This is a genomic window from Nonomuraea sp. NPDC004702 (assembly GCF_053601695.1).
Genome location: NZ_JBSGCE010000014.1, coordinates 77,093 through 90,540, shown reverse-complemented (window position 1 = coordinate 90,540; position 13,448 = coordinate 77,093). Strand labels below are relative to the sequence as shown.

Here is a 13,448-nt window from a genome sequence, read left to right as displayed (position 1 = left end):
CCTGAATCCCGTTGTATGTATTAAACCTCTTCGCCCGCCGCGCGCAGCCGGGCCCTGGCCCGCTTCGCCTCGATCGCCGCGTCGGCGTCCTCCTGGTTGGCCTCGATCGAGGCCTGAGCCCGGTCGAGAGCGTCTCGGGCGGCCGCGACGTCGACCTCGGAACCGAGCTCGGCGACCTCGGCGAGCACCGACACCTCATCATCGGCCACGGAGATGAACCCCCCGTGAACGGCCGCGACGAGCTCGGGCTCACCTTCCCGCTTGACGCGCAGCACGCCGCCCTCGACGAGGACGCCGAGCACGGGTGCGTGTTGCGGCATAATACCGATCTCGCCGTCAACGGTCTTGGCAATCACCATGTCGGCCTCGCCCGACCAGATCTCACGCTCGGGTGAGACAACCCCTACGCGTAGCTTCGCCACTTCGTCAGGTTCCTTTCCGATCAGGTAGCGGCACGGGTTCTCCCACCCGTGCCGCTACCGTAGGGCGATCAGCGACGCTCGAGTTCCTTGGCCTTGGCCACGGCCTGGTCGATGCCGCCGACCATGAAGAACGCCTGCTCGGGCAGGTGGTCGTACTCGCCGGCGCACAGGCCCTTGAAGGAGGCGATCGTCTCGTCCAGCGGGACGTTCTCGCCCGGCTGGCCGGTGAACGCCTCGGCGGCGTACATCGGGTGCGACAGGAACCGCTCGATGCGACGGGCCCGCTGCACGGTGACCTTGTCCTCTTCGGACAGCTCGTCGATACCGAGGATCGCGATGATGTCCTGGAGCTCGCGGTACTTCTGCAGGATCCGCTTGGTCTCCTGGGCCACCCGGTAGTGCTCCTCGCCCACGACCTGCGGGTCGAGGATCCGGGAGGTGGAGTCGAGCGGGTCCACCGCGGGGTAGATGCCCTTCTCCGAGATCGGCCGGGACAGAACGGTCTGCGCGTCGAGGTGCGCGAACGCGTTGTGCGGGGCCGGGTCGGTGATGTCGTCGGCGGGCACGTAGATCGCCTGCATGGAGGTGATCGAGTGACCGCGCGTCGAGGTGATGCGCTCCTGGAGCACACCCATCTCGTCGGCCAGCGTCGGCTGGTAACCCACCGCGGACGGCATGCGGCCGAGGAGGGTGGAGACCTCCGAGCCCGCCTGCGTGAAGCGGAAGATGTTGTCGATGAACAGCAGCACGTCCTGCTTCTGCACGTCGCGGAAGTACTCCGCCATCGTCAGCGCGGACAGGGCCACCCGCAGACGGGTGCCCGGCGGCTCGTCCATCTGGCCGAAGACGAGGGCGGTGTCCTTGAGGACGTCCGCCTCCTCCATCTCCAGCCAGAGGTCGTTGCCCTCACGGGTGCGCTCGCCGACGCCGGCGAACACCGAGGTGCCACCGAAGTTGCGGGCGACACGGCGGATCATCTCCTGGATGAGAACCGTCTTGCCCACACCGGCGCCACCGAACAGGCCGATCTTGCCACCCTGCACGTACGGGGTGAGCAGGTCGATGACCTTGATACCCGTGACCAGCATCTCGGTACGGGACTCGAGCTGGTCGAAGGGCGGGGACGGCCGGTGGATGCCCCACTTCTCGGTGACCTGGAGCGACGCGGTCGGCACGTCGAGCGCCTCGCCGAGCGCGTTCCACACGTGACCCTTGACGACGTCGCCGACGGGCACCGAGATCGGGTGGCCGGAGTCGGTGACGGCCGTACCGCGGACCAGGCCGTCGGTGGGCTGCATGGAGATGGCGCGGACCAGGTTGTCACCCAGGTGCTGGGCGACCTCCATGGTCAGGGTCTTGGTCTCGCCGCCGAGGGTCACCTCGACGTTGAGCGCGTTGTAGATGTCGGGCATCGCCTCGACGGGGAACTCCACGTCGACGACGGGCCCCTTGACGCTGGCCACACGACCGGCACCGGCCGACGTGGGCTCAACAGTCTCAACAGCCTCTGCAGTCATTTCACTCTTTCCCCGCTGCGGCGTCAGCCAGCGCGTTGGCGCCACCGACGATCTCGCTGATTTCCTGGGTGATCTCGGCCTGGCGAGCCTGGTTCATCTGCATGGTGAACACGCGGATCAGCTCGTTGGCGTTGTCCGTGGCGGACTTCATGGCGCGGCGGCGCGCGGCCTCCTCCGAAGCAGCCGACTGCAGCAGCGCCGTGAAGATGCGGGACTCCACATAGCGCGGCAGCAGCGATTCGAGCACGTCGCCCGCGGTGGGCTCGAACTCGAAGTACGGCGGGATCGTCTCGCTGGCCGTCGCCTCGGTCTCCTCGACCTCCAGCGGCAGCACGCGCTTGACCACGACGTTCTGGGTCAGCATCGAGACGAACTCGGTCGAGACGATGTGGATCTCGTCGATCCCCGCCTCTTCCTTGAAGGAGTCGATCAGCGTCTGCGCGATCTCCTTGGCGTCGGCGTAGGCCGGCTTCCTGGAGAAGCCGACCCACTGGCCGCCCATCGTACGGTTGCGGAAGGTGTGCCAGGTGACACCCTTCCGGCCGGTGACGAACGGCACCACCGTCAGGCCGCGGCTCTCCAGCAGCCCGCGCAGGGCCTCGGCCTCGCGCAGGACGTTGGCGTTGAAGCCGCCACAGAACCCGCTGTCGCTGGTGACGATGAGGACGCCCGCCTTGGCGGGGTTCTCCTTCGCCACGGTCAACGGATGGTCGACGCTGGCCGCGTTGCTGACGACGCCGGTGACGGCGCGAGTGATCTCACGCTCGTACGGCAGCGCCGCCTGCATCCGCATCTGCGCCTTCACGATCCGCGAGGAGGCGATGAGCTCCTGGGCACGCGTGATCTTGGCGGTCGACTTGACCGACTTGATCCGCCGCCGCAGCAGCCTTAGCTGGGCACCCATGAGCTACTTCTCCGTCGCCGGACGGACGACCTTCTTGATCTTCTCCTGGCCGACCTCGCCGGCTTCGAGCGGCGCCACCGGCTCGTCCTTGACCAGGAGCTCGCCCGAGGAGGTGGTGAAGCCCTTCTTGAACTCCGTGACGGCGTCCTTGAGGCTGGTCACCGCGTCGTCCGACAGCTCGTTGGTCTCGCGGATGCTGTCGAAGATGCCCTTGTGGCTGCTCTGCAGGTAGTCGAGGAACTCCTGCTCGAAGCGGCGGATGTCCTCGACCGGAACCTCGTCGAGCTCACCCGTCGTGCCCGCCCACACCGACACGACCTGACGCTCCACGGGGAACGGCGAGTACTGCGGCTGGATGAGCAGCTCGGTCAGGCGCTGACCGCGCTCCAGCTGGGCGCGGGAGGCCGCGTCCAGGTCGGAGGCGAAGGCCGCGAAGGCCTCCAGGTCGCGGTACTGCGACAGCGACAGACGCAGCGTGCCGGCCACCTTGCGCATCGCCTTGATCTGCGCCGAGCCACCGACTCGGGAGACCGAGATACCGACGTTGATGGCGGGACGGATACCGGCGTTGAAGTAGTCGGTCTCCAGGAAGCACTGGCCGTCGGTGATGGAGATGACGTTGGTCGGGATGAACGCCGACACGTCGTTGCCCTTCGTCTCGATGATCGGAAGACCGGTCATCGAGCCGCCGCCCATGTCACTGGAGAGCTTGGCGCAGCGCTCCAGCAGGCGGGAGTGGAGGTAGAAGACGTCACCGGGGAACGCCTCGCGGCCCGGCGGGCGGCGAAGCAGCAGCGAGACGGCGCGGTAGGCGTCGGCCTGCTTGGTGAGGTCGTCGAAGATGATGAGGACGTGCTTGCCCTGGTACATCCAGTGCTGGCCGATGGCCGAACCGGTGTACGGGGAGATGTACTTGTAACCAGCCGGGTCGGAGGCCGGGGCGGCGACGATCGTGGTGTACTCCAGGGCGCCGGCCTCTTCGAGACGGGAACGCACCTGGGCGATCGTCGAGCCCTTCTGGCCGACCGCGACGTAGACGCAGCGCACCTGCTTCTCGGGGTCGCCCGAGAGCCAGTTGTCGCGCTGGTTGATGATCGTGTCCACGGCGACGGCCGTCTTGCCCGTGCCACGGTCACCGATGATCAGCTGGCGCTGGCCGCGGCCGATCGGCGTCATGGCGTCGATCGCCTTGATGCCGGTCTGCAGCGGCTGCTTCACCGGCTGCCGCTGGACGACCGAGGGGGCCTGCAGTTCGAGGGCGCGCAGGCCCTCGGCCTCGATCGCGCCCTTGCCGTCGAGGGGGTTGCCGAGCGGGTCGACCACGCGGCCGAGGAAGTTGTCGCCGACGGGCACGGACAGGACCTCGCCCGTCCGGCGGACCGTCTGGCCCTCCTCGATGTTGCTGAAGTCGCCCAGGACCACGACGCCGATCTCTCGGGGGTCGAGGTTCAGGGCCAGGCCGCGCGTGCCGTCCTCGAACTCGAGCAGCTCGTTCGCCATCGCCGAGGGAAGGCCGGAGACATGGGCAATGCCGTCGCCGGCGTCGACGACGGTCCCGATCTCCTCGCGCGCGGCGCCTTCCGGTTCGTACGCCTGGACGAAGCGCTCAAGCGCGTCCCGGATCTCGTCCGGCCGGATCGTAAGCTCCGCCATCTCTACTCTGTCTCCCTATTCATTCGGCGCTCACTGCGCCTCAGCCGGCCAACCGGCGGCGGACTTCTTCAATTCGTCCCACGATCGTGGTGTCGATCATCTCGTCGCCGATGCGGACCGAGAACCCACCGAGCACTCGCTTGTCCACCTCGACGTTCAGGTGCACGTCACGACCGTAGGAGGTGCGCAGCCAGTCGGCCAGTCGCTGCTTCTGCGCGTCGGACAGCTCGACCGCGCTGCGCACGACCGCCACCAGGCGCTGGCGCTGCTGGGCCACGAGCTGGCCGAACTCCTCCAAGCCCACTTCCAGGCTACGCCCTCGCGGGTGCACCGCCAGCTGCGTGATCAGGCGCTGGCTGGTGGGGGCCACCTTGCCACCGAGCAGGTCGCTCAGCAGCTGCCGCTTGCCCTCCGCGGGCGTGGCCGCGTCGGCGAGCGCGCGTCGGAGGTCGGGGTTGGCGGCGACGATACGGCCGAAGCGGAAGAGCTCGTCCTCGACGTCGTCGAGCCTGGACTGGCCCTCCGCCTCGGCGGCGGCGGCGACGACGCCGAGCCGTTCGAGCGAGTCGGCCAGGTCACCCGCGCGCGACCACCGGACCGAGACCGCGGCCTCGGTCGTGGCGAGGGCCGCCTCGGAGACCTTGCCGCCGAGCAGGGCACGGACGGTGCCCGCCTTCTGCTCGGCGGCCCTGGCCGGGTCGGACAGCGCGCGGCGCAGGCCGTGCTCGCGGTCGAGCAGATCCGCGACGGCGAACAACTCGTCGGAGAGCGCGCCGAGGTCGGCGCTGCCCGCGACCGCGTTGAAGCGCTCCTCGACCTCTGCCAACGAGGTCCTGCTCAGACCTCGCATTAGCGCACCGCCTGCGCGTTGCTGCTCTCAAGCTCGTCGAGGAACCTGTCCACGATCCGGCTCTGGCGGACCTCGTCCTCCAGGGACTCGCCGACGATGCGGCCGGCCAGCTCGGTGGACAGACGGCCGATCTCCGTGCGGAGCTGCGCGAACGCGGCGGCGCGGTCGGCCTCGATCTGGGCGTGCGCGGCCTCGACGAGACGACGGGCCTCGGCCTGCGCCTCCTCGCGGAGCTCCGCCTTGATCTGCGCGGCCTGCTCGCGAGCCTCTTCACGGAGCCGGCCGGCCTCGCGGCGGGCCTCCTCAAGCTGCTGCGCGTACTGCCGCTGGAGGTTCTGCGCCTCGGCCTGGGCCTCCTCAGCCCTCTTGATGCCACCCTCGATCGCGTCGGTCCGCTCGGCCAGAGTCTTCTGGATGCGCGGAACGAGAATCTTGCCGACGACGAGGAGGACGACGAGGAACGAGAAGATACCGACGACGAGCTCGAACGTGTGCGGAAGGAGCGGGTTCGCCCCTTCTTCCTGCGCGAGGAGCGTAGCTGCCTTAATCATGGGTGCAGCCTTTCGTCAGAATTCTTCTGGTCCTAGATGCCCGCGAAGATGAACGGCGCGACCAGACCGATCAGGGCGAGGGCCTCGGTGAGGACGAAGCCGAGGAGCATGTTCTGGCGGATCAGGCCGTAAGCCTCGGGCTGACGCGCGATGGCCTGCACGCCCTGACCGAAGATGATGCCGACGCCGATGCCGGGGCCGATGGCGGCGAGACCGTAACCGATGGCGGTGACGTTGCCGGAGACCTCAGCGAGAACGCTCATTGCTATTTCCTTTACTGGACGGCCGGTGAAGGGAGTCCCACCGGTCATGGATATTCCGGTATGTGGTTCTCAGTGATCCGGGTGCAGCGCGCCGCCGATGTACATCGACGCCAGCATTGCGAACAGGAAGGCCTGCAGGAACTGGATGAACATCTCGAACCCGGTCAGGATGATCGTCATGATCACGCCCACCACGCCGACGGGTGCGCCCAGGGGCGTCAGCTTCTCGAACAGGAACCAGAAACCGACCATGCTGAAGAACGCGAGCAGCATGTGACCGGCGAACATGTTCGCGAACAGTCGGACAGCGTGCGTGAACGGCGCGATGATCATGTTCGACAGGAACTCGATCGGCGCCAGAAGGAAGTAGATCGGCTTGGGCAGGCCGGGCGGGAACATCATGTTCTTGAAGTAACCGATGCCGCCCTGGTGCTTGACGCCCAGGTAGACCTTGATCGCGTAGATCGAGAGCGCGAGCACGGCCGGGAACGCGATGTGCGAGGCGACCGGGAACTGCGCGAGCGGGATCACGCCGAGGATGTTCCAGAACAGGACCAGGAAGAAGAGCGTGACCAGCAGGCCCATCCACCGATCGGCGTCCTTGCCGAGGAACGGCCGGGCGATCTGGTCACGGACGAACATGTAGCCGTACTCGACGACGTTCTGGGTGCCCCTCGGCACGAGCTTCGGCTTGGCGAAGGCCACCCAGCACACGGCGATCACCACGAGCGCGCTGAGCATCGCCAGCAGCACCGGCTTGGTGAACCAGGTCACCCCGGGGATGATCGGCGTGAACGAATTGAACAGCTCATCGGGCGATGGCGCCCGGAAGTTGTCTTCGGGGGCGAGGACCGTCAGCGCAATCACGCGGCGTTCCCTTCAACGTCGTAGTGGATCACAAGGGTTTCCTCAGCGAGGCGATCGCTGCGTCGGGTTAGCGACCGAACTTCCGGTAGACCGCGTAGCCGCCGAGCACGACCCCAAGGACCACGCCTATGGGGAAGAACGCGGACATGTCGAGCCACCGGTCCAGCAACCACCCGAGACCGCCATAGACCGCCATCCCGGCGAGCAGATAGCTGGGGACTGACCACATGGCATCGGAGAAGTCGCGACCGTCGTGTTCCGGCCGGCGTTCCTGTGCGCTCATCGCGGCCCCGACGATAGCAGGCGAGTGGAGGACTAGTCATATCGGACCCCATCCCTTTACCTGCCTCATGAGTCGCCCTTTCCGGGGACCGAGGCATCGGGGTCGACGTAGAGCATCTTGGTCTTCATGAACGCGCGGACCTCGAATCCGGTCCAGACGAGCGTGCATCCGACCACGGACCACGCGAAGGCCTGGGTGTTCCAGGCGGTGGTCTCACGGAAGGCGGACAGCACCACCATGATGGCGACGACTTTGACGAGGTAGCTGACCATCGCCGCGATCGCCATCATCTGCGGGGAGACGCGTGCGGCATAGGAGACCGCTACCACGCTGATGCTGAAGAAAACCCCGACGAGCAAGGTGCCGAGGGCCGCGCCGAGCGCTCCCTTGCCGCCCGCCAGGAGGAACGCCACGATGACCGCGACCACCCCGACCGCGAAGGTCGGAACAGCGGCGCTCTTGAGTACGCGCACGTCGTTGGCCTGCATCGGTGCTCCATCAGCATGTTGTCAAGCGAGCGTTTGCTACCTCCAGAACATGTGCGTCTGGAGGTCCCTGCTCGTGAAAGATATCACAAGCTCACGGAAGACCGCTTTTACCTGCCGTTTCTAGTTCCCGATCACGGACGGCTCGGAAATGCAGGAATGACCGGTTTGCCCTCGGCGCTCGCGCGTTCCTGCGCCGAAGGGCCGCCCTGCGGCGGCATCTGCCGCCTGACCTGGGTGTCCGGGCCGATCGGGGGCATCGGGCCGGTGGGCGGGCCGTCGTCGTCGGGCTGCTTGTCGCGCGTGGCGGCGTGCGCGCCGCCCCTCCCCCGCCACCGCGGCGCGGCCATCAGGACGAGCACCGCCAGCGCCAGCACGATGACCACCACGAACAGCAGCACCGGCACGCCCTCGCGGGACATCGCCACCAGGCCGAAGGCGAACAGGAACGCCCACGCGTACATGATCAGCACCGAACGGCGGTGCGAGTGGCCGATGTCCAGCAGCCGGTGGTGCAGGTGACCCCGGTCGGGCGCGAACGGCGACATGCCGTGGGACGTGCGCCGGACCACGGCGGTGATCAGGTCGATCAGCGGCAGGACCAGCACCGCCGCCGGCAGCATCAGCGGCAGCAGCACCGGGACCTTGTTCATGTCCTCGATGGCGGCCGGGTCGAGCGGCGTCACCGTGACGATCGAGGAGGCGAGCACCAGCCCGATCAGCATCGCCCCGGTGTCGCCCATGAAGATCTTGGCCGGATGGAAGTTGTGCGGCAGGAAGCCCAGGCACGTGCCGATGAGGACGGCCGCGATGGCCGCCGTCGTGGTGATGTTCCCCACGCTCATGCTCTGGGCCAGCAGGATCGAGTACGCCCACGTGGCCATGGCGGCGATGCACACGATGCCGGCCGCGAGCCCGTCGAGGCCGTCGACGAAGTTCACGGCGTTGATGGTGACCACCACGATCATGATGGTGATGATCGTGCTCAGCGTGTAGTCGAGGCTGGTGGAGCCGCCCCAGTCCTTCGGCAGCGGGATGTAGAGCAGCCGCAGGTCGAAGTAGACCAGCACGCCCGCCGCCGCGATCTGCCCGCCGAGCTTGATGAAGGCGTCCATGCCCCACCAGTCGTCGAGGAAGCCGGTGAGCGTGATCAGGCCGCCGGCGACGATCAACGCGGTGACGGCTTTGCCGTCGTACTCCGACAGCGCCGCGCCCGTGTGTTTCAGCTGGCTGGCGACCAGCAGGCCGACCACCAGGCCGCCGTACATGGCCAGGCCGCCGAGCCTCGGCGTCGGCGTGGTGTGCACGTCGCGCTCGCGAACCTCGGGCATGGCGCCGATGCGGATGGCGAAGCGGCGCACCAGCGGGACCAGCAGATACGTCACCGCTGCCGAGATGAGCGCCATGAACAGGTATTCGCGCACGGACCTAGTTTCCCGGATGCTCCGGCCAGCTGTGACCGGAAACCGACACAGACCAGCTTAATATTCGCTGAGATATGGCTGATGGATGGCGAGAAGCGCCGCCACTCTTTCCCTGACCTCGGGCGCTACGGCCGGATCGCGCACGGACATCGACAGCAGACTTCCCACCTCTTCCATCTCCCGCGGGCCCATGCCCTGCGTGGTCACGCACGCCGTGCCCACCCGGATCCCGGAGGTGACGGCCGCCGGCTCCGGATCGTAGGGGATGACGTTGCGGTTGAGCGTGATGCCGGCGGCCGCGCAGCGCCGTTCGGCCTCGGCGCCCGAGACGCCCAGCTCACGCAGGTCGATCAGGGCCAGGTGGGTGTCGGTGCCGCCGGTGACCGGACGCATGCCCGCCCCGTCCAGCGCGCCGGCGAGCGTGCGGGCGTTGGCGACGACGCGGCCCGCGTACTCGGCGAACTCCGGCCGCAGCGCCTCCCCGAACGCCACCGCCTTGGCCGCCACCGCGTGCATCAGCGGCCCGCCCTGCACGAACGGGAACACCGCCCGGTCGATCTTGCCGGCCAGCTCCTCCGTGCACAGGATCGCGCCGCCGCGCGGCCCGCGCAGCACCTTGTGCGTGGTCAGCGTCACGACGTCCGCGTACGGCACCGCCGACGGGATCACCCCGCCCGCCATCAGGCCGATCGGGTGCGCCACGTCGGCCAGCAACCACGCGCCCACCTCGTCGGCGATGCCGCGGAAGACCGAGAAGTCGATCAGCCTCGGGTACGCCGTCGCGCCGCACACGATCACCTTGGGCCGGCGTCGCAGCGCCAGGTCGCGCACCTCGTCGTAGTCGATGAGCTCGGTGTCGCGCCGCACGCCGTAGGAGGCGACGTCGAACCATCGTCCCGAGAAGTTCGCCTTCGAGCCGTGCGTGAGGTGGCCGCCGTGCGGGAGCGCCATGGCGAGCATGGTGTCGCCGGGCTGGAGCAGGGCGGCGTAGGCGGCCAGGTTGGCGCTCGCGCCGGAATGCGGCTGGACGTTGGCGTGCTCGGCCCCGAACAGCCTGCGCGCCCGCTCCACCGCCAGCCGTTCGGCGCGGTCGACGACCTCGCAGCCGCCGTAGTAGCGCTTGCCGGGGTAGCCCTCGGCGTACTTGTTGGTGAGGGTGGAGCCCAGGGCGGCCATGACCGCGGGGGAGGTGAAGTTCTCGCCGGCGATCAGCTGGAGGCCGGCGCGTTCGCGTTCGAGCTCGTCGAGCAGCACCTGCGCCAGCTCCGGATCCTGCCGCCGCAACCACCCGAAGTCGGGCCCGTAGTACGGCTCCCCACCCATTTCTCCACTGTACGACCGTGTGTCCGATTTGCCCAGATAACCGCGCTGCGAGGGCGGTCGCTTGCGAGGGCACGGGTTCCGTGTCGGTCAGAGCCATGAGGGCGTTCATCTGCGAAGGCCAGAGGGCGGCGACCGCGAAGCTCCGAGAGCGCGAAGCGCACGGACCGCGAAGCTTTGGGACCGCGCAACTCAGGGACCGTGATGTTCCGCGACCGGGAAGCACCGAGACCACGGGAACGACCGAGACCACGGAGGCACCGGGGCCACGGAGGCACCGGGGCCACGGAAGCACCGGAGCACGCAGCTCAAGGAGCGCGAAGCACCGGAACCGCGAAGCGCCGGGGAAGGCGGAGGTCAGGGGAAGGCGTGTGGTGCGCCGGTCTGGCTGGGGATCCACCTCGGGGTGTCGTCGGCCTGGTCGCTGATCGCCGTGAGCACGGCGTGACGGTAGAGAGCCAGCTTCGACCGCCATTCCCGGATGTCCTGCACATATCGATCGCCGACCGGCGCGTCCCAGGTCTGCGGGCTCTTGGCCAGCGCGTACGCCTTGTCGAGGGCCGTGCTGAGCTTCTCCAGCATGGGCATGACGGTGTTCCAGGCGGTGACCAGACGTTCGTAGTCGGGGTTGAACTCGTAGGCCAGCGGCTGGTTGTCCAGCGGGCCCGCGGCGGTGACGGGCGGCATCTCGTCCCTGCTCCTGGGCCTGGGGGCGGGCGGGTCGACGTACATCACACGCTCCTTCCCGGCGTCCCGGGATCGGCCTCACCCGATGGACCGTCCGGCCTGATGTCCCTGGGCGCCCAGTCGCCCTCGCCGTACTCACCGGGCGGAACCTCCACGGACGGCATGTCGAGCGGCTGAATGTCGCGGACGTCGTCGATCAAAGTCCTGATCGCCTCCGGCCCGGCCGCGGACACATCCACAGCCACAACCCCGTCCCCCTCACTCACCCACTTCCCACCGGCACCCCCGCCGTCCAAGCCCCGCGCCCCACCATCACCATGCCCCCCGACACCATGCCCCCCGCCGCCGTAAACAGCCGCACCATGACGCCCTGTATCACCACCACCAGCCGATACGTCCCCTCCAGCAGAAACGTCCCCTCCAGCGGAGACGGCCGCCCCTCCTCCAGGCGCCGTAGGCGGAATCCGCACCCCAGCAGACCCATCACCCCGCCCCGCCGCTCCACCGTCCGCACCGGCCCGACCAGCGTCCGCCACGCCACCATCAGCACGCCCTGCATCAGCGGCCCCATCGCCGGTCCCTACATCGACACGCCCGTTACCCGCGCCCCCGTCGGCACGCCCACCATCGCCGTACCCGCCACCGACGTCACGACCACCGTTCACAGCACCGCCATCAGCCCGACCAGCATCAGCGGCACCACCACCGGTCCCTACATCGACACGCCCGTTACCCGCGCCGCCATCGGCACGCCCACCATCGCCGTACCCGCCACCGACGTCACGACCACCGTTCACAGCACCGCCATCAGCCCGACCAGCATCAGCCGCACCACCACCGGTCCCCACGCCGCCACGCCCGCCGTTCGCGCGCCCATCGTCGGTGTTGCCGCCGGTGCCGCTGCCGGCGTCGCGGCTGCCGTTGGCGGTGTCCGCGTCGGTGCGGGTGCCGTTCGTGGCCTTGTCGTCGGCGCAGGCGGTGCCGTCAGTGCGGCCGGTGTCCGTGGTGCCACCGTCGGAGCGGCCGGTGTCGCTGTTCGCGCCGCCGCTGGAGCCGTCGGCCCGGCCTGTGCCGGTGTCCGTGTGGCCATTTGCGCCGTCGGCCCGGCCGGTGTCGCCGATGGGCTGGGTGCCGGTGCCTGTGGTGGCGTCGGGGCGGGTCGGGGTGGAGGAGATGCCGTCGGCGTGGGTTCCGTGGGTGTTGCCCGCGTTCCCTGGGATGCCCTGTTGGGCGCCTCTGTCCCCGGTGGGGCCGCCGTAGGCGTCTCCGGTGGTGCCGTTGTGGGTGGCCGTATCGCCTTGGGTGCCGTTGTGGGAGGTCGTGTCGCCTGCGGTGCCAAAGTGAGCACCCGTGCCTTCTGACGTGCCATAGGGGTGACCGGCGGCCGTTGCAGCGCCGTAGGGGTGACCGGTCGCGGTTGCGGTGCCGTACGGGTGGCCGGTGGCGGTTGTGGTGCCGGGGTGGTGGCCGGTGGTGGTGCCTGCGGTGGTCGTCGAGGGGTCGGTGCCGCCCTCTCCTGTCGGCACCGACAGCCCTTCGCCTCCGCCCGCCGCCGCCGCACCGCCGTCGGCGTGCACGGTCGGCATGTCGGCGGGCTGCACGTTGTCGACGTTCTTGAGCAGGGATTCCAGTTGTTCGGCCGTGGGCGGGTCGATGGGCACCTGGAGGACCTTCACGCCGTCGACCACCACGACCTGGGGCTTGTGCGGGTCGTCCGGCTGGTCCTTCGCGGGGACGTTGGCGGTGCCGGTGTCGGCCTCCGCTCCCCGGTCGCGTCTGCTGTCCTGGTCGGGGGCCTTGGGGTCGTCGGCGGCCGGGGTGTCGCCGGTGCTGCCGTCGCTGCGGCCGTCTGTGCGGTCGCCGGTCCGCTCACCGGTCCGGTCGTCGGTCCTGGCGTCGTTTCCGCTGGTCCCGGTGTCCTTGTCGGCGCCGTCGCACGCCTTCCCGTCGCCGTCGGCCTTGGCACCGTCGTCGCCGGTCTTGCTGTCGGGGTCCTTGGGCGTCGGCGGGTCCGTCGGCTTGGGGTCGTGGTCCCTCGACGCAGGCGGGTCCGTCGGCTTGGGGTCGTGGTCCCTCGACGCAGGCGGGTCCGTCGGCTTGGGGTCGTGGTCCCTCGACGCAGGCGGATCCGTCGGCTTGGGGTCGTGGTCCCTCGACGCAGGCGGATCCGTCGGCTTGGGGTCGTGGTCCCTCGACGCGGGCGGGTCCGTCGGCTTGGGGTC

At 68.8% G+C, this 13,448-nt stretch carries 13 protein-coding genes and 1 pseudogene; all 14 read right to left on the bottom strand.

Annotated features, from left to right (window positions below; translation table 11 throughout):
- Positions 1 to 20: 20 nt before the first annotated feature.
- The gene (locus ACWEJ6_RS19440; RefSeq protein WP_080042501.1) at positions 21 to 422 is read right to left on the bottom strand and encodes a F0F1 ATP synthase subunit epsilon; all 402 of its coding nucleotides are present in this window, start codon (positions 420 to 422) and stop codon (positions 21 to 23) included.
- A gap of 68 nt (positions 423 to 490) precedes the next feature.
- On the bottom strand, positions 491 to 1,939 hold the full coding sequence (atpD, locus tag ACWEJ6_RS19435) for a F0F1 ATP synthase subunit beta (RefSeq protein WP_358283443.1): 1,449 nt from the start codon (positions 1,937 to 1,939) through the stop codon (positions 491 to 493).
- Position 1,940: 1 nt separating this feature from the next.
- The gene (locus tag ACWEJ6_RS19430; protein WP_358283441.1) at positions 1,941 to 2,843 is read right to left on the bottom strand and encodes a F0F1 ATP synthase subunit gamma; all 903 of its coding nucleotides are present in this window, start codon (positions 2,841 to 2,843) and stop codon (positions 1,941 to 1,943) included.
- A 3-nt stretch (positions 2,844 to 2,846) separates the two neighbouring features.
- Positions 2,847 to 4,496 (bottom strand): F0F1 ATP synthase subunit alpha, encoded by a 1,650-nt coding sequence (atpA, locus tag ACWEJ6_RS19425; RefSeq protein WP_387668008.1) that lies wholly within the window; start codon positions 4,494 to 4,496, stop codon positions 2,847 to 2,849.
- Positions 4,497 to 4,536: 40 nt separating this feature from the next.
- Positions 4,537 to 5,346 (bottom strand): F0F1 ATP synthase subunit delta, encoded by an 810-nt coding sequence (locus tag ACWEJ6_RS19420; protein WP_452425111.1) that lies wholly within the window; start codon positions 5,344 to 5,346, stop codon positions 4,537 to 4,539.
- The gene (locus tag ACWEJ6_RS19415) at positions 5,346 to 5,897 is read right to left on the bottom strand and encodes a F0F1 ATP synthase subunit B (protein ID WP_352320415.1); all 552 of its coding nucleotides are present in this window, start codon (positions 5,895 to 5,897) and stop codon (positions 5,346 to 5,348) included. The genes ACWEJ6_RS19420 and ACWEJ6_RS19415 overlap by 1 nt, the downstream gene beginning before the upstream one ends.
- Before the next feature lie 32 nt (positions 5,898 to 5,929).
- Positions 5,930 to 6,160, bottom strand: a complete 231-nt coding sequence (atpE, locus tag ACWEJ6_RS19410) for an ATP synthase F0 subunit C (protein WP_188190622.1) — start codon at positions 6,158 to 6,160, stop codon at positions 5,930 to 5,932.
- 69 nt (positions 6,161 to 6,229) lie between these two features.
- Positions 6,230 to 7,027: a F0F1 ATP synthase subunit A gene (atpB, locus tag ACWEJ6_RS19405; protein ID WP_352350001.1), complete on the bottom strand. Its 798-nt coding sequence runs from the start codon at positions 7,025 to 7,027 to the stop codon at positions 6,230 to 6,232.
- A 67-nt stretch (positions 7,028 to 7,094) separates the two neighbouring features.
- The gene (locus tag ACWEJ6_RS19400; protein ID WP_229824207.1) at positions 7,095 to 7,310 is read right to left on the bottom strand and encodes an AtpZ/AtpI family protein; all 216 of its coding nucleotides are present in this window, start codon (positions 7,308 to 7,310) and stop codon (positions 7,095 to 7,097) included.
- A gap of 65 nt (positions 7,311 to 7,375) precedes the next feature.
- Positions 7,376 to 7,798, bottom strand: a complete 423-nt coding sequence (locus ACWEJ6_RS19395) for a hypothetical protein (RefSeq protein WP_387668012.1) — start codon at positions 7,796 to 7,798, stop codon at positions 7,376 to 7,378.
- Between the two features lie 131 nt (positions 7,799 to 7,929).
- Complete coding sequence (locus ACWEJ6_RS19390) at positions 7,930 to 9,219, bottom strand: glycosyltransferase family 4 protein (protein WP_358283433.1); 1,290 nt, start codon at positions 9,217 to 9,219, stop codon at positions 7,930 to 7,932.
- 57 nt (positions 9,220 to 9,276) lie between these two features.
- Positions 9,277 to 10,542 (bottom strand): serine hydroxymethyltransferase, encoded by a 1,266-nt coding sequence (locus ACWEJ6_RS19385; RefSeq protein WP_452425107.1) that lies wholly within the window; start codon positions 10,540 to 10,542, stop codon positions 9,277 to 9,279.
- A 354-nt stretch (positions 10,543 to 10,896) separates the two neighbouring features.
- On the bottom strand, positions 10,897 to 11,271 hold the full coding sequence (locus ACWEJ6_RS19380; RefSeq protein ID WP_352349993.1) for a hypothetical protein: 375 nt from the start codon (positions 11,269 to 11,271) through the stop codon (positions 10,897 to 10,899).
- Positions 11,271 to 13,448: pseudogene (locus tag ACWEJ6_RS19375) on the bottom strand (hypothetical protein); the annotation flags it as partial. The gene ACWEJ6_RS19380 and the pseudogene ACWEJ6_RS19375, both read right to left, overlap by 1 nt.

Excerpts from the sequence above, each read along its gene's own strand:
- atpD (WP_358283443.1), bottom strand. The coding sequence starts at position 1,939 with ATGACTGCAGAGGCTGTTGAGACTGTTGAGCCCACGTCGGCCGGTGCC.
- ACWEJ6_RS19430 (WP_358283441.1), bottom strand. The coding sequence starts at position 2,843 with ATGGGTGCCCAGCTAAGGCTGCTGCGGCGGCGGATCAAGTCGGTCAAG.
- atpA (WP_387668008.1), bottom strand. The coding sequence starts at position 4,496 with ATGGCGGAGCTTACGATCCGGCCGGACGAGATCCGGGACGCGCTTGAG.
- ACWEJ6_RS19420 (WP_452425111.1), bottom strand. The coding sequence starts at position 5,346 with ATGCGAGGTCTGAGCAGGACCTCGTTGGCAGAGGTCGAGGAGCGCTTC.
- ACWEJ6_RS19415 (WP_352320415.1), bottom strand. The coding sequence starts at position 5,897 with ATGATTAAGGCAGCTACGCTCCTCGCGCAGGAAGAAGGGGCGAACCCG.
- atpE (WP_188190622.1), bottom strand. The coding sequence starts at position 6,160 with ATGAGCGTTCTCGCTGAGGTCTCCGGCAACGTCACCGCCATCGGTTAC.
- ACWEJ6_RS19400 (WP_229824207.1), bottom strand. The coding sequence starts at position 7,310 with ATGAGCGCACAGGAACGCCGGCCGGAACACGACGGTCGCGACTTCTCC.
- ACWEJ6_RS19395 (WP_387668012.1), bottom strand. The coding sequence starts at position 7,798 with ATGCAGGCCAACGACGTGCGCGTACTCAAGAGCGCCGCTGTTCCGACC.
- ACWEJ6_RS19385 (WP_452425107.1), bottom strand. The coding sequence starts at position 10,542 with ATGGGTGGGGAGCCGTACTACGGGCCCGACTTCGGGTGGTTGCGGCGG.
- ACWEJ6_RS19380 (WP_352349993.1), bottom strand. The coding sequence starts at position 11,271 with ATGTACGTCGACCCGCCCGCCCCCAGGCCCAGGAGCAGGGACGAGATG.